Here is a 24,361-nt window from a genome sequence, read left to right as displayed (position 1 = left end):
TTCGGGTTTATGAATATACTCAGCACTCTAACTGGGCAGTCAAAACTGTTTCGATAACACCGGATTTTGATGCAGTCTGAATTAGTGTTGCCGCGACTTTTTTCGCCTGTGAAGCAGTTGACCAACTTCCTTCCATCATCGCAACCACAATCGCACCTTGCACGAGGAGAAGCAGTTGCCTGGCTAACTGTTCGGGTGATGAAACTTCTGCTTCTTGAGCTAGCCTTTTGATGTAGTGGTAGATAGATTGTTGATGCTCTAATGCCACTCTATGTCCAGGGTGGTCAGCATTGGCTAGTTCCACTGAAGCGTTAATGAATGCACAACCTCGAAAATCTGGGCCCTCAAACCATTCCCGTAGGGCATCGAATATTGCCAATATTTGTTGGGATGGGTTAGAAGCTCGTTGCTCAATCGTGGTTTTGAGCCATTGACACCATTGTTCATCCTGTTGTCGCAGCCACGCTTCAATTAATGCATCTTTTGACTTGAAATGATTGTAGAGAGACATTTTTGCAACACCAGATTCCGCAACGATTCTGTCAATACCGACATTGCGAATTCCCTCTCGATAAAACAAGCCTGATGCTGTATTTAGAATGCGATCGCGAACAGATTTACGGGTTGTTTTCGGTTTGGTCATTTTAAACTGGACGTTCAATTAAGTTTATTTTACCCAATTGGTTAAATAGCAAATAATATTATTTATCGATTGTTTATTCTATTTTTTAATTCGCCAAATCTTTGATTTTTTCTGAGGATTTAAGAAAAAACTATCTGTAAATAATAAAAAGTTTATCCCAAAAGTGATTGATGAACTGCAAGCAGACCAAAGTCCCCCCGAACTTCAGAACTGCTACCGATCAAGTACTTCCACAATCCTCCAGAAACTTGTGGAGCAAGACCATCAGTTCATCAAACAATTGGTTAACTTATGGGATTTGGCTTCATCACTACAGCGCAAGTGCTTGGAGATCCTTTGTGCGTGAAGTGGTTTAGATTCCCTATAAATAAAGAATATCATACATCTGGCCAATTTACTTGCGCTGATCAATTAATTTACAAAGAGTATTCGTGGTTACAATTAGTCATCATCTAAACAGCCTCAAAGCCGATAATTGCGTTATTCTGTTGTTGAAAGTTGAGAAAAATCGTCGATTTCTCTTTGGTGAGATATCTATATTGAGGACAGAAATTAAATCATTTGCCTCTTCACTTCCAGTTAGAATAGTCTGTCTACTCTTTTTACTCAAAGTCTTTTATATAGAATGATTGGGATTACTTTAAATCTATACAGAACTGTCTATTCTAAACTAACTTTATTCTCATTTTGCAATATTAATTTGCGTTATTGTTATCAGTTTTACTATTATTAATTAGAAAGGTTGATAGGATTTTGAAATCAAGGAACTCCAACAAGTTTCTGACAAAAATTACATATTAGAAGAGTCTGTCTTCTGATCAATTACAACTGGAGCAATCAGCCATGCCAATGAAGTTGTTTAAGTGCGACGAAACTATTCCCGAACGGGAGAAGCACATATATATTAAAGAGAAAGGAGAAGATACAACCCAGTTTCTCCCTAGCGCCCACGTCGAAACCATTCCCGGCTCATTATCTGAGCGCGGATGCAGTTATTGTGGTGCTAAATTAGTAATTGGTGGTGTCCTCAAAGACACTATCCAGTTGATACATGGGCCTGTAGGTTGTGCCTATGACACATGGCACACCAAGCGTTATCCCAGCGACAATGGCAACTTCCAACTCAAATATGTCTGGTCATCGGACATGAAGGAACAGCACGTTGTCTTCGGTGGTGAAAAGCTGCTGAAAAAAGCGATGCTGGAAGCCTTTGCCGAATTTCCTGACATCAAGCGGATGATGGTCTACACCACCTGCTCTACTGCTTTGATTGGCGATGATATCAAACCTGTGGTCAAAGAAGTCGAAAAAGAACTTGGTGATGTCGATATCTTCACTGTTGAGTGTCCGGGTTTTGCTGGGGTGAGTCAATCCAAAGGACACCACGTATTCAACATGGGGTGGATGACGGACAAGGTAGGAACCTATGAGCCGGAAATTACCAGCCCATATACTATCAATGTCATTGGTGACTACAACATTCAAGGAGATACCTTTGTCCTTGAAAAGTACATGGAAAAAATGGGTGTGCAAATTATTGCCCATTTTACTGGTAATGGTACTTATGACTCATTGCGTGGAATGCACAGAGCGCAGTTGAATGTGACTAACTGTGCGCGTTCTGCTGGGTATATTGCCAATGAGCTAAAGAAAAAATATGGCATTCCCCGGATTGATGTGGATACTTGGGGCTTTGACTATGCCAAGGAAGGGTTACGCAAAATCGGTGCTTTCTTTGGGATTGAAGATAGAGCCGAAGCTGTGATTGCTGAAGAAGTTGCTAAATATGAATCGAAGTTAGCTTGGTATAAGGAGCGCTTGACTGGGAAAAAGGTCTGTATTTGGACTGGTGGCCCAAGATTATGGCACTGGACTAAAGCGCTAGAAGACGATTTGGGGATGAAAGTGGTGGCGATGTCGTCCAAGTTTGGGCATCAAGAGGATTTTGAAAAGGTGATTGCCAGAGGTGAAGAAGGGACTATCTATATTGATGATGGCAATGAACTTGAGTTCTTCGAGGTGCTGGAGATGGTCAAGCCTGATTTGGTGTTGACTGGCCCGAGGGTGGGTGCATTGGTGAAGAAGTTGCATTTGCCTTATGTGAATGGTCATGGCTACCACAATGGCCCTTATATGGGTTTTGAAGGTGCGGTGAATATGGCACGCGATATGTACAATGCCATCTACTCCCCTTTGATGAAGTTGGCTAAGGATGATATCCGTGGTGGGCAAAATCTGCCAAGTACCAATGGTAATGGCAATGGCAACGGTAAAGGAACCAAAGAGCTATCTGAGCAAGTCGTTTCTTTAGTTCAACAGCAAGTTAAGGAAGCCACTTCACAGGTTAAACAGTCAGCTAAAGAAGTTGCACCACAGGTTCAACCACAAGCTAAGGAAGTTGCACCACAGGTTCAACCGCAAGCTAAAGAAGTTGTGCCACAGGTTCAACCACAAGCTAAGGCAACTGCACCACAAGTTCAACCGCAAGCTAAAGAAGTTGCGCCACAGGTTCAAGTGCAAGCTAAGGAAATCGCGTCATACATTCAAGAGCGAGCTGCGGAAGTCACAAAATTAATTCAAGAACGGTGTTTGTGGCAGTTTCACTCTCGTGCATGGGATCGGGAAGAAAACATCAATGGTGTTCTCAACAAGACCGCTCAAATCTTGACTGGAGAAAAGGTAGTTCTGGAAACCTTGATTGACAGAGGTTTTTATGCAGATGCGAAGATTCTTTCGGCTGACCTGGAAATTAGGTTTTCATGGTTAAATAGCATGGAGAACTCGCAAAAGAAGGCTGTACTGGAAGCTGTTAAGGGAATGCTGGTCGATATTGTAATAACCAAGTCGAAGAATGGTGAATTGCATTATTCGCTTTATTAAAGCAATTAGATCGGTAATTCAACCGAACTAGGACTTACCCAAAGGTAAGGAAAACAAACCACAGAGAACGCAGAGATCACGGGGGAATGAGAGTTTGAGAGGGTTTTTGCGTAAGTCCTACAAACGAACGGCGTTGTTGAATTGGAGCATGAATTAGAGTCAAGTCATCCTGTTAGTGTTTGTGCAGAAATTTTCTTACAGAGTAGAGACTTGCAGAGTAGAGAGCGATGCCTACGGCAAGCTAACGCTGCGACGGGCTACACCAAAAGCATTGCTAAGAAACGTAGTGTCCGCATAGTGTCTGACTACAGAAGCATCTCATCTAGCTTTCAAGATTTTCACGAAATTCAATTCTACTTTTCTTCTGTAATCGATGCTATGAGTAGCTTGCTTCTTGGTTGGATGCAGTTTTAGCTCGCCACAGACATCGCTCCACTTTCTTAAGCTCAAAAAGACAACTCATATCTTCGTTCAGCAACGCTAAACAAAATCACGCAATTTTTTACCACATAGGAGTCAAGAGAATGTCTTTAGTCGTAAAACAGAAAGAACGCAAGGGAATCATCAATCCTATATTTACCTGTCAGCCTGCTGGGGCTGAATACGCTTCCATTGGAATCAAAGATTGTATTCCCCTGGTGCATGGAGGACAAGGATGTAGTATGTTCGTTCGTCTCCTGTTTGCCCAGCATTTGAAGGAAAATTTCGACATTGCTTCTTCTTCACTCCATGAAAATAGCGCTGTTCTTGGAGGACAGCCACGCATTGAGGAAGGCGTAAAGACCTTAGTAGCACGATATCCCGATTTACGGATTATCCCAATTATTACGACTTGTTCAACTGAGACAATTGGGGACGATATCGAAGGAACCATTAACAAGCTCAATGGCTTTTTAAAGGAGGCTTATCCCGATCGCAAGGTTATCCTTGTTCCTGTACATACCCCCAGTTACAAAGGCAGTCAAGTCACTGGCTATAATGTCGGCGTACATGCAATCATTTCTTCCCTAGCAAAAAAAGGCGAACCAACTGGCAAGCTGAACATCATCACAGGGTGGCTTAACCCTGGAGATGTCACTGAAGTTAAGCGCATCTTAAAAGAGATGGACGTTCCAGGAAACATTTTACTGGATACAGAAACCTTCGATGCCCCCACCATGCCTGATAAGACAAGTTTTGCCTTTGGGAATACAACCATTGAAGAAATTGCTGATTCTGCTAATGCGTTGGGAACTATTGCCTTATGTAAATATGAAGGAGGCAGCGCAGCCGAATTCTTAGAAGAGAAGTTCAAAGTTCCGGCAATTCTTGGCCCAACACCAATTGGCATCAAAAATACCGACATCTGGCTGCAAAATATCAGCAAAATGACTGGCAAACCAATACCAGAATCTTTAGTCAGAGAACGTGGTAAAGCCATTGATGCGATCGCAGACCTCGCACACATGTTCTTCGCTAACAAGAAGGTAGCTATTTACGGAGATCCCGATCTAGTAATTGGTCTAGCAGAGTTCTGCTTAGAAGTTGAGTTAGAGCCAGTGCTGATGTTGTTGGGAGACGACAACAAAGCCTGCACCAAAGACCCAAGAATTGCCGAGTTGGAGAAGCAAGCAGCTTGTGATATCGAAGTTATCTGGAATGCAGACCTTTGGGAATTAGAGCGCCGCATTACAGATAAATCCCTCGAAATTGACTTGATTTTAGGTCATTCCAAGGGTCGGTATATTTCTATCGACAACAAAATTCCGATGGTTCGGGTAGGTTTCCCCAGCTTTGACCGTGCAGGTCTGTGGAAATATCCTGTTATTGGCTACAAAGGAGCAGAATGGCTAGCAGATAACATTGCCAACGCCATGTTTGCAGATATGGAGAACAAGCACGATCGCGAGTGGATCTTAAACGTCTGGTAGATTGAATTTTAAACGCAGAGGAACGCAGAGTTTGAATGCTGGAGCCTCTATTCAAAATTTTGCGTTCCTTTGCGCCAACCCCAGCGCGACGGCAGTCGCTACAACGGGGAGCCACTGCGGTGGACGGGTTCCCCGGCATAAAGCAAGTGGCGTGGGAACCCCCGCAACGCGCTGCTTCCCCTCTGCGTTTAAAAAAGATGAGATATTTGGAGAAGTATCATGATAGATCAGAATGTCGTATTTTACGGAAACTTGAGCGAACTTTATCGCTTGGCAAAAGAAGGTAAGATTAAGACTACTTTACAAGGTAGTCATACCCGCCCTTGTAAATTTTGGACTGCAACGAAAATTTTAAGTGGGATTAAAAATGCGATCGTCATTTCTCACGGGCCGAGTGGCTGTGCTTATGGAGTTAAGCGGGCATACAAGCTGACTAATAGCCGCAATAGTGGTTCCCCTTATGAACCCGTGGTGACTACGAACATGAGTGAGAAAGCGGTAATTTTTGGTGGCGAAAAAGAATTAAAAGGCGCGATTCGAGAAGTAGATGAAAAATACCATCCTGATGCGATCGTTGTTGCTACTAGTTGTGCGTCTGGTATTATTGGCGACTGTGTTGATGACGTAGTGAATAAAGCCCGCAGCGAAATCGATGCCGAGATCATGACGATACATTGTGAAGGATTCGCTGGGGAGTATCGCAGTGGATTTGATATCGTATTTCGGCAAATCGTAGATTTTATGGAGCCGCCAACTCCAGAGCGGAAAGCACAACTAGCTGATGCTGTCAATATTGTGGGCGCGAAGATGGGCCCTGAAAGGACAGAAGTCGAAACTGATGTCAAAGAATTGGTGCGATTAATAGAAGCAATGGGGGCAAGAGTTCACAGCGTCATCGCAGGTGATTGTACATTAGAAGAACTCAAGCAAGCACCGAGTGCAGCAGTCAACTGTACTTTATGTTTGGATCTTGGCTATACCATTGGCAAAGCCATGTCAGACAAGTTCGGTACGCCGTTAAATTCTACTATCCTTCCCTACGGAATCAGCGCTACAGAAAAATGGCTCGAAGGGGCGGCAAAATATTTAGGGATGGAAGAACAGGCCACTGCCCTAATGGAAAAGGAATATGCCGCAATCAAGACTGAATTTGAAGCAGCTAAGAGTTATATAGAAGGGAAGTTAGCGATTATCGAAGGACATGACGCTATCAAGTGCTTATCCCTTGCTCACATGTTGGATCGTGATTTTGGGATGCGTGTAGTAATCTATAACTTCCATCCCTGGAGTACAGAAGCACGAGAAACCAGTGTAGATTATTTGTTGGAAACAGGGTTAGACCCGGAAATCCTGATTACAAAAGGGACACTGGCCTTTGGCAAGTACGAGTCCATGAAACAAACGGAAGATGAATTACTGGATTTCATTGGTGGTCTTGATGCAGAATCGGTAGTTTATTTTGGTTCTTCCTTGAGTTTCCCCCATATTCCCGTAGTCGATTTAAATGCTATCTTAAATCGTCCCAGATTTGGCTATCGCGGAGCCTTAAAGGTCGCAAAGTGTATAAAAACAGCACTTCAATATGGCTTTAGACCTCGGAGTGCTTTAACCAAGCAAATGGTATTCCCTAAAAATTCCGGGTTAGCATCTACTCAATCACTAAGCGGAAAATTAGCTCAAGACATGCCTGACTGTACCGTATATGCAGCAGGAAAGAAGCGGGGAAAATGTTTTAACGAGTAATAAATAAAATGTGACTTTGCTGAATCAAAGTATGGATTTGTCGGGCTACGCCCCGCAACTCTTGGAGACGCTCCGCGTAGCTTGCTTACCCGTAGGGGTACGCTAACACGTAGAAAATTGTAGGTTAAGTAAAACGTAGATGCCGGAGGCGGCTGACCACAGGGTAGTGAAACCCAACAAACTCTCAGAAATAATTGGGTTTTGTTCCTCAAACGCCACATGCTAACCTGCGGGAACGCTAAGAGCGAACAAGTCGGCAGAGCCGCCCAACGCAGTGGCTCCCCAACCTACTTAAACTATTCCAGGTTGGTGTAATGAGTAAAATTTTTACCATAGTCAAGCCTTAGAAAAACAGGAGGAAAAATGTCTGCTGAAACGACTTTTGACAATTGTAACCATAGTAAAGACCCAGTAGTTGGCTGTGCCCTTGAAGGTATTGCAACTACAGTTGCTGGTATTAAAGATGTTAGTATTGTGATTCAGTCTCCACAGGGTTGTGCGTCCACTGTCGCAGCTGGGTATGATGCTCATGAGGTTGATTTCACCAAGCGGAAAGTAGGTTGTACTCGTCTTTTTGAGTCAGACATTGTGATGGGAGCGTCTGATAAACTCAAAGGGATGATTAAAGAGGCGGATCAATCTTTTGATTCTAAGGTGATGTTTGTCGTTGGGACTTGCGCGGCAGACATCATTGGTGAAGATATTGCGGGATTGTGCAACCAGCTTCAGCCAGATATCAAAGCCAAACTCGTTCCTTTAATGGCTGGTGGATTTCGGGGCAATGCTTATGATGGCTTGGAGATGGGAATGGATGCTTTACTTCCTTTTATCAAAAAAAGGCAGACTAAAAGAAGGGGTAGAAAGCCGAGGATTGTAAATATCATTGCGCCACAGGCAAATCTTAATCCTACTTGGTGGGCTGACTTGCAATGGGTAACGCAGATTTTAAAATCTTTGAGGATTAGAGTACAGACTGTTTTTTCTCATAATACTTCATTTGAAGAACTGGAGCTAGCTGGTGAGGCAACGGCCAATATTGTTCTTAGTCATGATGTTGGGTATAAGTTTGCTCGGAAAATGCAAGAGACCCACAATATCCCCCTCATCCTTGATGATATACCTTTACCAGTAGGTGTAAACAACACTACTCGATGGTTGAAGGCATTAGCGGCACATTTTAAGATCGAACAAAAAGTCGAACCGCTAATTAAACTTGGCGAAGAAATGGTCGTAGATACACTTCGCAAACGAGCATTGATGATTATTCCCCGATATCGTAACTGTAGAATTGCTGTATCTGCGGATGGAACGCTTGGCATTGGACTGGTTAGAATGCTCTTTGAAGAATTGGAGATGATTCCTGAAGTCTTATTATTTCGCTCGGCGATGCCTGATTCTCGTTCAATTTTGGAGCGAGAACTGCACAGCCTCGGTCTTACTTCCCGTGTAATATTTTCGGCAGATGGCTATCAGGTAAAACAGACTTTAGAAGAGTTTGATGTTGATGCTGTGATTGGCTCGGCATGGGAAAAATACATGGCAGAGGAACTAGGAATCAAAATTGCTTTTGATGTATTTAGCCCTACTAACAGAGAAACTTATGTTGATAAGCCATATTTTGGCTATGAAGGCATGATCAATATGATGGAAGTGATTGCTAACGATTGGGATAGAGCTTTTCGTTCCAAAGAGATTCATTGGACGAATGCCACTAAGTTAAATGCAAACCCTTGATATGGTTGGCTTCTTGGTGTGGGATGTAGGATTGCAGGTATTGGGGTGTGGGGAATTAAGAAGATGTTGAACTCCTTGGCGCAATCCAAAGTGAACTACCCACACTGACTTGGAGTACCAAGTACAGTGTCGGCTTCTGTAATCACAAGGGAGTGCCGCAACTTGGACTTTCGCCCTAGTTTTGGTCTTACCTCCCCTCCTACAGCAGAGACGGCTGAACCTTCCGCCTTTATCATTCTGATACCCTCTGCTCTAATATTTGCGGCTGCGTTTCCATCACGATCATGATGAGTATTACAATGAGGACAAGTCCAGTCACGGACATCCTCTTGTCTCTCACCTATTTGATAGAAACAATTAGAGCAGAGTTTTGAACTGGGGAACCATCTATCAATCTCAACTAACCTCGCACCTTTGCGTTCTAGCTTGTAGGCTAAAAAATTAGTGAATGTTCCCCAACCCACATCAGATATTGACTTTGCCAATTTATGATTGCGTACCATGCCTTTGACATGAAGATTCTCTACTATGACAGCTTGGCTATCGCTGACCAACTTATAACTAAGTTTATTTTTTTAGTGCCCTTCGGGTATTAATTTTGAATTGGAGCCTTCGCGCAGCGTCTCCAAGAGTTGCGACTTGACAGCGCATTTTGGGTTGGCATACAACGGTACTTCGCATTACCTCAAAACGCGATATCAGATACTAGTTTTGGTTAACATAGAAATTCCCCTGACATTGCAAATCAACTATGCCCAAGACTTGGAACATTAAGATAGATAACTATTTTCAAGCCAACCCAAACTGCATCATCGCCACTGCTCATGTAGACAGCTTCCCGATAGACCTACCGCTAGAACCAAACATCAGGGAACCAAACCGTAAAAGCGCGACCTACAGACAAATCTTCGACTCACTGACCACCGAACCTGCAAAATTCTTCTCTCGCCACAGTGGAATCGTTCTGTCAGCGAATATTGCTAAACCTGTCAAGAATAAAACTGAACTGGAGCTAGAAGTCTTAGAAGCTAACGAGGGGGGTAGTGATGGCATTATCAACGGAGGGCATACAGTTTTAGCATTTGAGCAAGCGAAAAATTACAAATATGACCTAACCGAAGCCAGAGTAAAAGTTACGATCCACATTGGACTGACTGAAGAATCAGCCAAAGATATAGCCCTGGCCTCCAACACTACAACGCCAGTAGATTCTCGCTCCAAAGTCAACGCCAGGGGTGATTACAAATTCATCAAGCAGTATTTAGCCCAGTTAGAACAGAAAGAAGATAGAAAATTCCGCATTGCCTATTACCAAAACCAAAGCGGCGCTCCCAGAAATGCCCAGTGCAATGTTACCCATTTGCTCAAGCTCCTTTACTGCCTGGACAGAAATAAATACAACCCCGACGGCAATAAACGAACCAAGCACCCAGCAGGAATGAGTCTTCCAAGTAACATCACAGATGCAGAAAGGGAAAGGTTAACTGCACTTTTGCCTCTCTTGACTCATGCTCTGTGGATAGAGCAAAGACTGTACGAAATAATCCAAGACTATATCAGCAACCCCAGAAGAAAGGGTGCTAACGACCTAGCATCAATAGATATACGTAAAACTACGTTATTGCCTGACAGCAAGTATTCATTCGGGTTTGGTGCGCCAACCGACCTAGCACTACCGATAATCGCATCATATCGGGTATTTCTAGACAAGGACTATAAATGGATTATTCCTTTTAACGAATTTGCCGAAGATTTCCTCCAACACCTGTGGAATAACTATTTCCGTAAGTATTTGGTGTCGGAGAAAACAGCAGGGAATACAGTCGGCACAAAAATCAGCCGCAATCAAGAGATTTGGGAAAGTCTTTATATCTCGGCGCAAAGTTATCTAAATCAGCACTTGATGAAAATGGTTAACTCCAGCAAGGAAGAAGAATCGAAGGTGACACAAGGTGCAAACAAGAGGGGAAGAGGGAAAAGGGGTGAACTCAACGCGTCTACTGTTCCCAAATAGTTGGTTATTAGTGGGATAGGTTGATGATTTCTACGCCAATATGATTGCACTTGAAGATAATCTAGTAGTTCGCTTTCCCCAAAATTGCGCTTGTGGAGGTCGGCGCTTGTGCAGAGGAGCAGGGGAGCAGAGGAGAGGCTTATACCAAGTTCTTTCCCCTCTGCCCCTCTGCTAACCACTTTTGCATTGTTTCCTTGGCAGACCACTAGATGCGATCGCTTGTTGTTAATGTATGCAATTACGACTATACTGCCTGCATCAGATAGCAATCAAAGGCTGGGGTTATGCCGGATACGACAGATGAAGGCAAAATTCACTTCATATCACCACAGTTATTGAAGAAATTAGATTACCAAACGCCTATAAGTAAATTTTACGCTTCAGCGACCTATATGAGTCGCCGAACTGAGCCGGAAAGCCTTGATTTTTCCTTGGGTGATGCTCATGAAATGCCACTTCCAGGGTTTGTAGAAGCCCTGCAACGTTGGAGTGTACCACAAAACTCCAGTTGGTATGGCTACAAGGGAAATATTCCCGAATCACGGGTTACTGTATCTGCATCTCTTCAGGAGAAACGTGGACTTTCTATATTGCCTGAAGATATTTTTATGACTAATGGGACTCTAGTCGGTTTGGCGATTTGTCTGCAAATAGTAGCTGGGGAAGGGGATGAGGTAATTATTTTGACTCCACCTTGGTTAGGTTATAGGCGTATGGTGCATTTTACAGGTGCGGTTCCGGTGGGTGTGCCTGTAGATACCAACACCTTCGAGATGAATTTGGAGGCGATCGCTCAAGCAATTACCGAACGAACTCGGGCAATAATTGTTAATTCACCTCACAACCCTACAGGTAAGATTTTTTCAGCTAGGACTCTAGAGGGTTTGGCAACTATACTAGCTGAGGCTTCTAAACTTTACGGCAAGGTGATTTACATGATTTCTGATGAAACCTTCAGCCGCATTGTTTTTGATCACCAATCTTGTCCCAGCCCGACCCAGTTTTACCCATTTTCTTTCTTGGTATATGGTTACAGTAAAACCTTAATGGCTCCCGGTCAACGTATCGGATATATCGCTCTTCCCTCCACTATGCCCAAGCGGGAAGAAATAAGGCGAGTAATCGCTATGTTACAAGTAAGTGCTTTTGGTTGGTGTTTTCCTAGCGTACTAATGCAATATGCCCTAAGCGACTTGGAAAAAATAAACATAAATATGGAGCATTTACAAAAAAAGCGAGATTGGATGGATTCGTCGCTGCGAGGCATGGGTTATCAACTGCATACCCCCGATGGAACATTCTTTTTGTTGGTGCGATCTCCTTGGGAAGATGACTGTGCTTTTGCGGAACTACTGGCAAGTCACGATGTATTTGTTTTACCAGGTACACCCCAGGAAATACCCGGTTACTTTCGGATTTCCCTTACTGCCAGCGAAGAAATGATTTCTCGTGCCTTACCCAAATTTCAAGCAGCGATAAAATACGCTGTTGAATAAAACAGTCAAATGAATATTTAGAAAATTATCAAGTTAATTATGACCCAACATTGGGAATTAACTTAACCGGAACATGATCTTAGCAAGCTTGCCAAACCCCTGGGTAAAGGCATATTCAATCTCTGCGGGATCACAAATCTCTGTTAATTTGGATTTCAGCCCAGGAAGTTCTCTAACCTCAATACAGATATTTACATATACATCTTTAGTTTCCACATGGAATAGTCCAGCATTTATGTTTAAAAAATCACCTGTTAGCATTGAACAGTAAGTTAAGGATTCTTTCCATTGTGATTTGTACTTCATTTTAAAATAACTATCGCCTAAATTCTTTTTGAACTTAGATGACTTTTCCTGTGGTTTTGGTTCCCAGAATATACTATTCTCCAACTGCCCAAGAGCTTCTATTGTCGCCACATTGGTACTGCCTTGTTGTTTTAGCTTTTTCTGTTCGACAAAAGACATAGCCAAGATGCGGTTCTTATGTCGCTCAAAAGCTTCCTTGTACAGTTCCCATGCTTTTTTGGTAATTGCGGATTGGGATGGCTCAACAATTTTAACGATTTCGCGCCAATCACCAAGAGTAAATTTAGTAATATTTTCAATAAAAGCGATGAAAATGGCGCTATAAATTTTAGTGGGACTTGCACCCCGTAAACCTTGCTTTTTTAGGGTATCAGTAACTAAGTCTAATCTGTAAGTAGAAACAGAAAGGTCAATTTCTGTAAGTGAAAGGCTAAAACCCTGCCTAAGTCGAATTCTGCTAAAACTTGGCTTTGCAGGATTTTCAATAGTTGTAAAATCAATCGTTTCACCACAGCTTGGACAAATAGCTTGGTGATGTTGAATCACCACTCCATCCTCGTCAACTTCGGCATTAAAATTAGCTAATTCATGAGTTAGCGGTTTAAAAATATGGGTGCAATGCTCACATTGAATTAAACCTTTATTTTGTATTTCTGATATAGTTTCAGGCAATAAACTCCATTTGCGGGCTTCATCAGGAAGCCCATGTTTTTTCCAATTATCGGTAATATCAATGATCACCGCAGTTGGTTTTAAAGTGTAAGTTCTTAGAACTCGTCCCAGCATTTGTAGCCAGAGAGTAGAGCTTTCAGTTGGACGGACACAGTAGACACACTCAATATTAGGGCAATCAAAGCCCTCGGTTAAGATTTCATAATTAGTAATTACTTGGGTAGTGCCATTGCGAAAACGCTGCAATATTTTTAATCTCTCTTGTGGGGGAGTTTTCCCATCCAAATGTTCGGCACTAATATAATTACGAGAAAACTCCGCAGCCAGGGCACGAGAATGTTCTAAGCTACAGGCGAAAATAACTGTACGAAGATTTCGTGCATATTTAAAGTAATTCTCAAGGATTTCGCTAACCCCAATTTGGCTAGTGACGGCAACCGCTAACTCTTTGGCTCTAAAATCCCCACGAGACTTTGCAACTCCAAGAGTCGAAATAGTTTGATTCGTTGCAAATAATCGAAAGTTACTTAAATACCCAGATTGAATTAAGTAAGCCGTGTCAATGCCAATAACCAAATCATCAAATAAATCAACAAAACCTTGACCGTCAATCCTCTGAGGAGTGGCAGTTGCACCTAATATCTGGGCGCTTTCATAATGTTCAATTAATCGCCGATAAGATAAAGCAGTTGCATGATGCGCTTCATCTAATATCAAAAGTCCAATGTTCATTGGCAAATCCAATACCTCTCGTCTGCTCAACGTTTGAACGCTAGCAACTTGGATTCTCCGTTCGGGATTAGCCAGAACACCTGCTTTGATAATCCCAACTGGTTCACCGATAATTTGCTCTAGCTTTTCGGCAGCTTGAGATATCAACTCAATCCGATGGGCAATGACTAAAACTTGTTTTCCTTGGTCAAAGAATTTATGAGAAATATGTGCAAAGCACACCGTTTTTCCGGCGGCTGTCGGGAGTTGTGCAAGCACTCGCCTATTACCATTCTCCCAAGAATTCCAAATATCTTTTATCCACTGATGTTGATAATCTCTAAGTTCGTAGGTAACAGGCATTTTATCTACCTCAACAATGATTTTTCTCCCGTGGGAATATTGCTCATTATGCCACAAGCTCTTCAAGTTAAGATACCGAAAATCTCAATTCTAAAAGTAGTAAAGATGTTTTGAGTTGAATGGATGCGATTTTACTTCATCAAGAGCAAATTATAAAGATAATAACCTGGAAGTGATGCACTCCATATCAAATCTCGCCACTGTTCTAATGACTATACTTGCTTTATTATATTGGCGAGTTTTATACTGTGCGATAATGCTGGACGCGAGCGCTCACGGGAGACGCGGCAACGCTGTTGTCGTCTTTTGCAAGTGGTATTAGATTTAAGATGGGGAAATATACTTCTTGGAAAATCAGAAAATTTGGCATCGAACTAACAAATTAAATTCGCAATCTCAAATGCCGGCGATATTTCTAGATAAAGATGGCACTTTAATCGAAAATGTACCAAACAACGTTGATCCGCAATTAATCGAAATGAAAATCGGTGCTATTGAAGGATTACAAATACTTAGCAAAGCTGGATATAAATTAATTGTGATTACTAACCAGTCGGGAGTAGCACGGGATTATTTCCCAGAATCTGCCTTGGCGGGAGTGGAAGCGCGATTGAATGAAATATTAGAAAAAGCGCAGCATACCATCAGAATTATATAGTGCATCATCCGAGCGATCGCTATGTGGTAGTGAATGACTTGCCGAAGCTAGCTAAACTTCAAGCAAAGTTCCCTGATATGTATAGCAAGTAAGGGGATTTACAGCATTCGGCTTTTAACATCCCCTCAATCCAGTGAAAGATTAGCCTATCCTGTAAGATGCTCGTCCATGCTTCTTTCGATATTGCTGATGATACTCAGAAGAAGAATCTTATGTGACACAAGGGACAAACAATCTTGGGAAAAGGGAAAAGTAATGGACTCAACGCAACCACTGTCTCTAAATAAATAGCTTTCAATCTACAATATCAACTCGCTTTAATGCAGCCATTAATTCTGTCATAAACTCAACAAAGACGCGAACTTTAGCACAGAGATAGCGTTTTTGCGGGTACAACACGGAGATCGGTAATCCAACTTGGGTCGCGTAGGATTGAAGAATTGGTTGGAGGTCTCCACGCGCGATCGCTTTGGCTGCGATAAATTTGGGAAATTGAACTATACCGGCTCCTTGAATGACTGCCTCTAAAATGACTTCTGAATTATCGAATCGCAGATAACTCTCAACACAAAGGTCAATCGCTTTTCCATCTTGTTCAAACTTCCATTTAGGCTCTCGCCCAGTCTGTGGATAGATAAAGTTGACACAGCGATGCTGCAAAAGTTCTGTGGGTATTGTGGGCGTGCCATACTGAGCGAGATACTGCGGTGAGGCACAAGTGATGTAGCGTGCAGTTGCCAGATGGTGCATGATTAAACGGCTATCACTGCTCATTCCAATCCGCACTGTCGCGTCAATGCCTTCCTCAATCAGATCGATCACGCGATCGTTAAAAGAAACATTCAGATTTAGCTTTGGATATTGTGTGACAAATTGCAGCAGAGCCGGAGCGATATGTATTTTGCCAAACACAAAGCTCAGATCGAGGCGCAATGTTCCGAGCGGCATTGATTGCGATTGTTTGACTTCGAGTTCGGCTTCTTCCAAATCGTTGAGAATTTGCTCAGAGCGTTGATAAAATCGGTTGCCATCTTCGGTCAGGGTCAAACTGCGAGTTGTTCGCTGGAGCAAGCGCACCCCTAAGTCATCTTCCAAGCGCAATACGGCTCGACTCACGGCTGAAGGAGCCATACCTAAATGTCGTGCTGCCTCCGAAAAGCTGCCAGATTGAGCGGCGCGGATAAAAATCATCAGGCTTTTGAGCTTGTCCATTAACCGAAACGCATCTTTGAATTTTTTGCACAACTGTTTTGAATTTTAACTACTTTTTCTTTTTTTCTGCACAAGCTACTGTTTAGACAAGATAAATTTCAAATACACAAACAGCATTAAAAAAACAGAGATGACACAGCAAACAACAGGAGAAAAAATTATCTTAGTCACCGGAGCCACGGGCAATCAGGGTGGCGCAGTGGCGCGTCATCTTTTAAAGCGCGGTAACTTCAAGGTACGTGCTTTTGTGCGCGATCCAAACAAGTCCGCTGCTCATGCACTCCAACAAGCGGGGGCAGAACTCGTCGCCGGAGATTTCAGGGATCGCGCGTCGCTTGATCGCGCTCTGCAAGGTGCTTATGGTGTTTTTTCATTGCAGACTTTTCTCAAAGAAGGCGGATTATCAGCCGAGATCCAAGATGGTAAAAGCGTTGCAGACGCAGCTTCATCGGCAGGTGTCGAGCATTTCGTCTACAGTTCTGTGGGCAGCGCCGAACGCAACACGGGCATTCCCCATTTCGACAGTAAATTTCAAGTCGAAGAGTACGTTCAATCGCTGGGCTTGCCCTACACAATCATGCGTCCAGTTTTCTTCTTTTACAACTACGCCTCAATGCGTCCAATGGTGGAGCAGGGCACGCTCTCCCAACCGCTCAGTCCTGAAACAAAATTGCAGCAACTTTCTGAAGAAGATTACGGAGCAATGGTCGCTGAGGTATTCGATCGCCCCGCCGAGTTCTTGAACCGCGAAATCGAAGTCGCCAGTGTGGAGATGACCATGCCAGAAATCGCTGCCGCGTTCAGCTGTGTGTTGGGCAAAACCGTCGAATACCAGCAAATTCCGTTTGAAGCGTTTGAGCAGCAAGCTGGGGAGGAAGTGACCATTATGTATCGCTGGTTTGAGCGGATTGGCTACGCAGCAGATTTGGTGCAGTTACAACGTGAGTTTTCTAAGCTGACCGACTTTGAATCGTATTTGCGCGATCGCGGCTGGTAAAACTCGCTGAAACTACCTTGGATGTTGAGTCAACAGGTTGATAAATGATGAAAGTTTTTTTGTGAGGTTTTACTGAGTCTGGGAAGGTCAGAGGATATTATACCCTCGGAAACAAAAGTAGCGATAAAGAGTTGTCTATTGTTCAGAGATTAGCCCAAACTGTACTAGTAGTCTGCCAACCCAAAAATGCGCTTGTGAGGACTGGGGAAAGGGGAAAGGGGAAAGGGGTAAGGGATTTGAAACCTTTCCCCCTTCCCCCTTACCCTTTACCCCGCCAAGTCACGAAAGCGAACTACTAGTTGTAAAGCCGCTTCTACCCTTTGAAACTCGGTTTCAAGTTCTGAAAATATAGTAGAAGCAGTGAGTGTAGTACCAGTACGACCTATATCTTCTAATTCTTGGCATAGTTTGGCAAGATTATTAGCACCGAAATTCAGACTTGCTGATTTAAAAGCATGAGTAGAATTAAGAAGTTCAGCAGCATCTTTTTTGTCAATTGCGTTATGAATGGCAACTAATCTTTGTGGGGCATCTTTCAAATAGTCATCAATAATTTCTGCTAAAAGTTCAATATCATCGCCTAGCGAATCTTTTAAGGCTTGAAATACTTCCGCATCGATAGCTGGAATTAAGATCACTTCTTGTTTGATTTCAGTTAGAAAAAGTTGCTCATCTGTTTCGGCAGAAAGTGTTAATTGCTGATTTTTATTAGCTGATGAGTGCAAAATTTGATAGTTGTTGAAAGCTTGAACGAGAGTCTCCATGCGGATAGGTTTGCTAATGTAGTCATTCATTCCGGCACTGAGGCATTCTTCCCTGTCGCCCTGCATGGCATGGGCGGTCATAGCAATAATCCAAGGTCGGCTGTTATCTGACCATTGTTGACCAATTCTTCGAGTCGCTTCTAACCCGTCCATTTCTGGCATTTGTACATCCATGAATACTAGATCATAGGGTTGTTGGCGTAAAGCTGACAGTGCTTCTAATCCATTATTTGCTATGTCAGCGCGATAACCCATGCGCTGTAGCATCTGTATAACTACCTTTTGATTTAAAGAAATATCTTCCACCAACAGAATTCGTAATGGCAACTTTTGACTTAACTGAGAATCAAAGGCTGGTGGAAATGATTTTGTAGGTAACAAAGAAATTTGTTGTTCGCATAAGGCATGGGTAAATACGTTATAAAGATGCGATCGCTTAATTGGTTTACTCAGCACAGCCACAAAGCCTAGTTTTTCTTCATGCTCTATCTGGATTACTCTTTCAAGGTCACTCAGCATTACTAAAGGTAGAGTTTGACAGCTTGGTAAAGAGCGAATATGTGCTGCCAGAGTTAAACCATCCATATCTGGCATCTGCATACCTAATACTGCAATATCAAATTGCTCACCGGAATTAATCAATTCCAAAGCTTGCAAACCAGATTCCACTGAGTGAACTCTCATTCCCCAATTAGAAGCTTGTAACCTAATTACTTCTCTGTTGGTTGCATTGACATCAACCACTAACAGGTGTTTTTCAATTAAATTTTCTTGAATAAATTCAACATCAACAATTTCGCAACTATGAGATGAGTGAAGCAGTAGCGTGAAATAAAATGTAGAACCAACTCCTAGAAAACTCTCAACCCAGATAGAGCCACCCATCAGTTCACACAATCGTTTGCTGATTGCTAAACCCAATCCGGTACCGCCATATTGCCGAGTCGTCGATGCATCAATTTGGCTAAAAGGTTTAAATAGGCGATTTATCCCTTCAAGGGACATACCAATACCTGTATCTTTAATAGCAAATTGAATTTCGTATTTGTCTTTGCTAATTGCTTGATTGAGCATTACAGAGACGACAACCTCGCCATTGTGGGTAAATTTGATGGCATTACTAATCAAATTTACAAGTATTTGTCGCACTCGTGTTACATCCCCGACAATTATGCTTGGGGTTTGGGCATCAATTAAGTAGGCTAAATTCAGATTTTTAGCAGCAGCTTGAGAAGCTAGTAATTCTAAGGCTTCTTCTATACAATAGCGGAGGTTGAAAGGGTGTTCTTCTAAATCTAATTTACCGGACTCAATCTTAGAGAAGTCCAAAATATCATTAATGAGAGTCAACAAGGCATCACTGCTAGTGCGAATAATTTCTACAAAGTCTTGTTGTTGGTGATTCAGTTCCATATCGAGCAGTAGCCCTGTCATACCGATAACAGCGTTCATTGGAGTGCGAATTTCATGGCTCATCATCGCTAAAAATTCACTTTTTGCCCGATTTGCAGCTTCCGCTTCATGTTTTGCTTGCTCCAGTGCAAAATTTTTCGAGGTGAGTTCTTCTCGTTGCTGGGTTTCTTGCTCTAGCAAACCTGCTTGTACCAAAGCAATACCGAGTTGATCGGCAACTGCTTCTAATAATTCAATTTCTTCCTGAGTCCATGAGCGAAAATGGCTACATTGTTGTATCGCTATGATTCCATTTGGTTTCCCTTGATCGCAGGTGCGGACAGTTAACATTGACTTTAATTGAATCTGACGAGAAATTGATTGGGCATTTTTAAGTAAAGGGTCGGCGTACACATCATTTGAAGCGATGGCTCGTTCTTGTGCGATGATTTTCTCGGCATGAGGATTGCCAGCGATGGGAATTTCAAATTCTAGTATGGAACTGTAACCCGGCAGAACATACTCTGCAACTACAGGAATCCGGGGACTGGAATCGTTAATGTAAGAGTGAATTAAACAACGATCCACTTGGAATGCTAGTCCAATTTGAATAGCAGCTGTCTCAAAGATTTTTTTGGTGTTCAAGCTTTGACGAATTTGCTGAGTAATTTTTTTGAGCAGAAGAGTTTGTTGAAGTTGTCGTTGCAGTGCCTCTTGAACTTGTTTGCGATCGGTAATATCTTTCATAAAGCAGTGATGCCCAGCAAATTGGTGCTGTTCATCGTAAATACAAATCATCACCAGCTGCTTATAAAAAATAGTCCCGTCTTTTTTAATTCCTCTGGCTTCAACTTCGACTCTGCCATTCCTGAGCATTTGATCATACGCATCGATCAAGCTTTCCAGATCGTCAGGATAAACCGTTCGTTGCCACTCCATACCTAACATCTCTTGAGGTTGGTAGCCTGTGATATTTCCGTAAGCTGGGTTTACGGCTATGTAGCGTCCCTGTGGATCAAGCCGAGAAATTCCTGCTACTGCATTTTCTAAGGCAGCACTCATTTGCCGCATTTCAACTTCAGCTTGTTTGCGTTGGCTGATATCTTCAACTATGTATGATAGTCGGGGATGCCCATCAGGGCGGCTTTCAATCGGGCAAACGGTGGCAGATAGCCATTTTTGACCGTTAGGAGTTTCGTGTGAATATTCAAATTTTACCGGAGCTTGAGTCTGGATAGCTTGCCGATAGTGATCAATCCAGAGGTTCAAGTACGCTGCTGTTACTCTCAAGTCAGTCGCAAATTGATTTTTTAATGCCTCTGGGGTAGTACCAAAAAACTGTGCTGCGGTTAAATTATCTGAAAGGTGGAGTAGATTATTGTCATGTAACTCTACAATTCCCATCATCATTGCGCCACTGTTGAAAAAGCTGCGAAGGGTGGATTCACTCTGCAACAAAGCGGATTCTGAGGCAATGCGATCGCTAATATCATGTAAGATACAAACTGCACCTAGTTGTCGTCCCTGAGCATCGATAATGGGTTGTGCATTGGCGTTCAAAAAGCGTGTTTCTCCATAGTTTGAAGTTACTACTATTTCTACATCATGGACTTCCTCTCCTTGCCAAGCTCGAAAAAGTGGAATATCCTCCTTTGGCATGAGAGTTTTAGTATTAGGCAGATAGAGATTGAAGTGCTGCGCCCATTGTTCAGGTAATATAAGTTGTTCGAGTAAAATGTTCTCCTTGTGCCACTCCTGTATGGTTAGGTTACAAACCGTCAAAATGCCTTCAGAATTACAAGCGACAATGCCTGAGCCGACATTATCAAGAAGAACTTTCAAGAATTCTCGTTCCTTTTGCAATGTCTCCTCTGCCGAATGGCGCTCAATTTCGCTTCCAATCCACTGTGCCATTAGCTTGAGCAATTCTTGATAAGCAGATTTAAATTTTTCTGTACGAGGAGTATGGCTAGAGAAGCTGAGAGTGCTATAAACTTCATCTGCGACTAAAACTCGCACTCCAATGTAAGACTCCATCTGGAATGTATTATAAGCAGGATGATTGTTCCATACAGAAGCTCCTGTATGTTCGATCGTCAGAGGTTCATCTGTATCTAAAACTTCACAGCATAGAGTCTGTTTAATATCAAAGACATCGCCAATATTTAGGGTATTATTAGGCGCTTGGACAGCTATGACTTCATAGCGACTATTTTGTACCCGCCCTAAAACACCAAATTCAAGATTCAATAGTTCACATCCCATAGCCAGTAGTCTCTGAATGCGCTGCTCAAAACTAAGATGGCGAGCGGCTGTAATCTCATACAGCGATCTCATGGCTGCTTCGTTTTCTTGGCGTTCTTTTTCTGTTTGCTTGATTGAAGTGATATCAAAACGAATTGCCAAATACTTGAAGGGTTTGCCATTATCATCTAGGAAGGGCACAATCGTCGTCTCAACCCAATAAGAAGAACCGTCTTTTGCTCGGTTTTGAATTTCTCCTCGCCAAACTTGGCCACTAGCAATTGTTGACCAGAGTTGCTTAAAGAAAGCAGGTGGATGATAGTCTGATTTAATCAGTCGATGGGTTTGTCCAATCAATTCCTCTTTAGTGTACTGAGAGATTTCACAAAATTTATCATTGACGTAAGTAATGATTCCGCGCTCATCGGTGACTGCAACAATCGCTGACTGATCCAGAGCAAATTTCTGAAATTCTAATTCCCGTAGTGTGTTTTGTAGCGACTGTTCAGTTTGTTTACGTCTTGTGATGTTAGTGGCAATACCTAGAAATCCGGTCAACTTAACTGTCCGGTCGTACAGTGCAGTTATCGACAACGATACTGGAAAGTAAGAACCATCTTTAGGAATGTATGTCCATTCCCGCTCATCAATTTGTCCCAGATGTGCTTTCGCAACAAAAACTTCAAACCCTGGTGCAATCTGGCGATTGAGTTCTTGCGATAGTTCTTTTGCTCGTTGTACAACTTCATCTGGTTTGTGAAAGATGGCAGGAGTTGTTTTGCCAATCACTTCCGCAGCAGTATATCCTAACCATTGTTCAGCTGCTGCATTAAAAGTGCAAATCGTGCCATTTGTATCAGTGGAGATAATGGTGTAGTTGGCACTATCAAAGATGGCTTGCTGGAGTGTCATAGCTGACTGGAGATTAATCTCTGTTTGCTGAAGTTCAGATATTTTGAGAGCGAGTTCCTGGTTGATGAACTCAATACTGCGACTATGCCGTTTAGCGGCTTGAGCAAAATACAGAGCCAACGCTAAAATCCAGGCGATGAAAAGACCTCCAATTAGGACAAGGGTTGGAAGGGGCGATCGCTTTTGCTCTAATAAAGCTGAACTAGGGATAATCTGAATTTGCCAATTAATACCATGCAGATTAATAGTTACCTTCTGTGTCCAAATTGAAGTTTCTAGAGACGTAGATCCATACCTGTAAATTAATTCATCCCCATCAAAAACTGCAATCTCATAATTTTGGGTAAGTTGTTCTGGCAAGATGCGATCTAAAAGCGATTGTATTTGAAAAACTCCCATAATGTAGCCATCGAATCGCTCCCCAACATACAGAGGAATAAATATCAAAAAGCCCTTGCCACCCTGTTTCAATTCTAGGCTGCGAGTTAACGTTGTTTGTCGAAGATTGCGTGCAGTTAAGAGTGCAGTTCGCCGTTGGACATTCTTGCTTAGGTCTAGATTGAGTAACGCTTCATTACCTTTTAGGGGAGCAATCCAGCGAATATGGTCAGTAGAATCAACCCACTCAATCGCCTGATATCCCTTTAAGTCTCGCAAATAAGCTGCGGCATCAACTTCCCATACTTGTCGAGCAGTACCTCCACTGGCTTCCCACCGCCTCGCCATCCTTTCTAAGGCGAGAATGCGCGTGTCAAGCCGACTGCTTAATTCAGCTTTGACAGCCGTCGTCTCCTGAGCAATTAAATGGATCATTTCAACGTGCTGATACACAAGTAAACTTTGCCAAAGCAATAAAACTGCAATTGAAATGCTAATCCCAATGGCAACAGGGAGCGATCTCCCAATATTCTGTTCAAAGAAATAGCTCAGTCTAGTTTGTCGAAAAATAACATTAACAAATTTAAAAAAATTATACGAGTAGCGTTTTTTCACTTTTCCCTATTTTGTTTTACAAAGGTTCAGTTTTCTTTAGGCTCGACCCCTACTTTTTGGCAAATACCTTTTCGACATCAGAGATTCTCAATGAAGTTCAAAAAAATAACAGTACTATTCCACAACAGTTTTAGCTTAAATACTAACGTTGTGAAAAAATAGAGCCAGTCGAGCTTACAATACTATTACTTTCTTCTAAATTTAGGTTGGGTATCAGGGCGAATGCACGAGTTTTCTGAAACCCTTGCTGGATAAGGATATTGGCGAAAAATTGCCTAAATTTAAAAACGCCGAAACCCAAGTATTAAAGGATTCTCATACTTTAGATGCGTTTGTCCTGGTGAGTTAAGCAACAGCCACACAACTACTTCTACATAGAATGAAATATTTTTGACTATCTTGTGCTTAACCCTGTTTGGTCAGTCTGGGAAAATAAAAATCAGAGCCAAATTTTCAAATCTATATAGAGCCAGTCTTTAAGCGTTTATTTTCTAATAGAATGACTTCATCCAGGTTTCTTTGTAAAAGTCTTATTCTGTAAGGATTTTGATTATTTTCTGGCAGAAGTGATAAAAGCGGGTTAAGTACCAACAAGTTAAACTTATAAACAAATAAACAAATCATAAATAATAAAGAAATTCTAATATTTTAAATAAAAAGATAATAATTCTTATTAAAGAAAAATTCCGAGATCAGAATCAAGATGATCTCTACGAG

The 24,361-nt window shown here is 42.3% G+C and carries 14 protein-coding genes and 1 pseudogene; 10 read left to right on the top strand and 5 right to left on the bottom strand.

All coding sequences use genetic code 11. The annotated features are described in order from the left end of the window. Positions 1-19: 19 nt before the first annotated feature. Positions 20-643, bottom strand: coding sequence for a TetR/AcrR family transcriptional regulator (locus FD723_RS33590; RefSeq protein WP_179069586.1), 624 nt, complete (start codon positions 641-643; stop codon positions 20-22). 843 nt (positions 644-1,486) lie between these two features. On the opposite strand from FD723_RS33590, the gene vnfD reads away from it, so the two are divergent. The 5 genes from vnfD (at position 1,487) to FD723_RS33565 (ending at position 8,910) form a co-directional block, all read left to right on the top strand. Next, a complete protein-coding gene (gene vnfD, locus FD723_RS33585; RefSeq protein WP_179069585.1) occupies positions 1,487-3,523 on the top strand; it encodes a nitrogenase vanadium-iron protein, alpha chain in 2,037 nt (678 codons plus the stop codon). Between the two features lie 141 nt (positions 3,524-3,664). Further along, the gene (locus tag FD723_RS33580) at positions 3,665-3,937 is read left to right on the top strand and encodes a hypothetical protein (RefSeq protein WP_179069584.1); all 273 of its coding nucleotides are present in this window, start codon (positions 3,665-3,667) and stop codon (positions 3,935-3,937) included. A 110-nt stretch (positions 3,938-4,047) separates the two neighbouring features. Next, positions 4,048-5,433 (top strand): V-containing nitrogenase subunit beta, encoded by a 1,386-nt coding sequence (vnfK, locus tag FD723_RS33575; RefSeq protein ID WP_179069583.1) that lies wholly within the window; start codon positions 4,048-4,050, stop codon positions 5,431-5,433. A gap of 219 nt (positions 5,434-5,652) precedes the next feature. Then, complete coding sequence (locus FD723_RS33570; RefSeq protein ID WP_179069582.1) at positions 5,653-7,176, top strand: nitrogenase component 1; 1,524 nt, start codon at positions 5,653-5,655, stop codon at positions 7,174-7,176. Positions 7,177-7,539: 363 nt separating this feature from the next. Further along, positions 7,540-8,910 (top strand): nitrogenase component 1, encoded by a 1,371-nt coding sequence (locus FD723_RS33565; protein WP_179069581.1) that lies wholly within the window; start codon positions 7,540-7,542, stop codon positions 8,908-8,910. A 95-nt stretch (positions 8,911-9,005) separates the two neighbouring features. Here FD723_RS33565 and FD723_RS33560 read toward each other — a convergent pair. Next, positions 9,006-9,482 (bottom strand): annotated as a pseudogene (locus FD723_RS33560) (RNA-guided endonuclease TnpB family protein); the annotation flags it as partial. 67 nt (positions 9,483-9,549) lie between these two features. Here FD723_RS33560 and FD723_RS43390 point away from each other — a divergent pair. From FD723_RS43390 to FD723_RS33550, 3 genes are all read left to right on the top strand, one after another. Beyond that, the gene (locus FD723_RS43390) at positions 9,550-9,684 is read left to right on the top strand and encodes a hypothetical protein (protein ID WP_256875244.1); all 135 of its coding nucleotides are present in this window, start codon (positions 9,550-9,552) and stop codon (positions 9,682-9,684) included. Then, the gene (locus FD723_RS33555) at positions 9,662-10,924 is read left to right on the top strand and encodes an AIPR family protein (RefSeq protein WP_179069580.1); all 1,263 of its coding nucleotides are present in this window, start codon (positions 9,662-9,664) and stop codon (positions 10,922-10,924) included. Before FD723_RS43390 ends, FD723_RS33555 begins: the two co-directional genes overlap by 23 nt. A gap of 284 nt (positions 10,925-11,208) precedes the next feature. Beyond that, on the top strand, positions 11,209-12,420 hold the full coding sequence (locus FD723_RS33550) for an aminotransferase class I/II-fold pyridoxal phosphate-dependent enzyme (RefSeq protein WP_179069579.1): 1,212 nt from the start codon (positions 11,209-11,211) through the stop codon (positions 12,418-12,420). A gap of 57 nt (positions 12,421-12,477) precedes the next feature. On the opposite strand, the gene FD723_RS33545 is transcribed toward FD723_RS33550, so the two are convergent. Next, a complete protein-coding gene (locus FD723_RS33545; protein ID WP_179069578.1) occupies positions 12,478-14,472 on the bottom strand; it encodes a DEAD/DEAH box helicase in 1,995 nt (664 codons plus the stop codon). 400 nt (positions 14,473-14,872) lie between these two features. On the opposite strand from FD723_RS33545, the gene FD723_RS33540 reads away from it, so the two are divergent. Further along, on the top strand, positions 14,873-15,130 hold the full coding sequence (locus FD723_RS33540; RefSeq protein WP_179069577.1) for an HAD-IIIA family hydrolase: 258 nt from the start codon (positions 14,873-14,875) through the stop codon (positions 15,128-15,130). Positions 15,131-15,424: 294 nt separating this feature from the next. On the opposite strand, the gene FD723_RS33535 is transcribed toward FD723_RS33540, so the two are convergent. Continuing rightward, positions 15,425-16,342, bottom strand: a complete 918-nt coding sequence (locus tag FD723_RS33535; RefSeq protein WP_179069576.1) for a LysR family transcriptional regulator — start codon at positions 16,340-16,342, stop codon at positions 15,425-15,427. 130 nt (positions 16,343-16,472) lie between these two features. Between FD723_RS33535 and FD723_RS33530 the strand changes: the two genes are divergently transcribed. Further along, on the top strand, positions 16,473-17,339 hold the full coding sequence (locus FD723_RS33530; protein ID WP_179069575.1) for an NmrA/HSCARG family protein: 867 nt from the start codon (positions 16,473-16,475) through the stop codon (positions 17,337-17,339). A 266-nt stretch (positions 17,340-17,605) separates the two neighbouring features. Here the strand turns inward: FD723_RS33530 and FD723_RS33525 are convergent, their stop codons facing one another. Next, positions 17,606-23,482, bottom strand: a complete 5,877-nt coding sequence (locus FD723_RS33525; RefSeq protein ID WP_179069574.1) for a PAS domain S-box protein — start codon at positions 23,480-23,482, stop codon at positions 17,606-17,608. Between the last annotated feature and the right edge of the window lie 879 nt (positions 23,483-24,361).

The sequence above is a fragment of the Nostoc sp. C052 genome, from assembly GCF_013393905.1.
Taxonomy (GTDB): domain Bacteria; phylum Cyanobacteriota; class Cyanobacteriia; order Cyanobacteriales; family Nostocaceae; genus Nostoc.
This window is presented reverse-complemented; position numbering and strand designations above follow the sequence as displayed.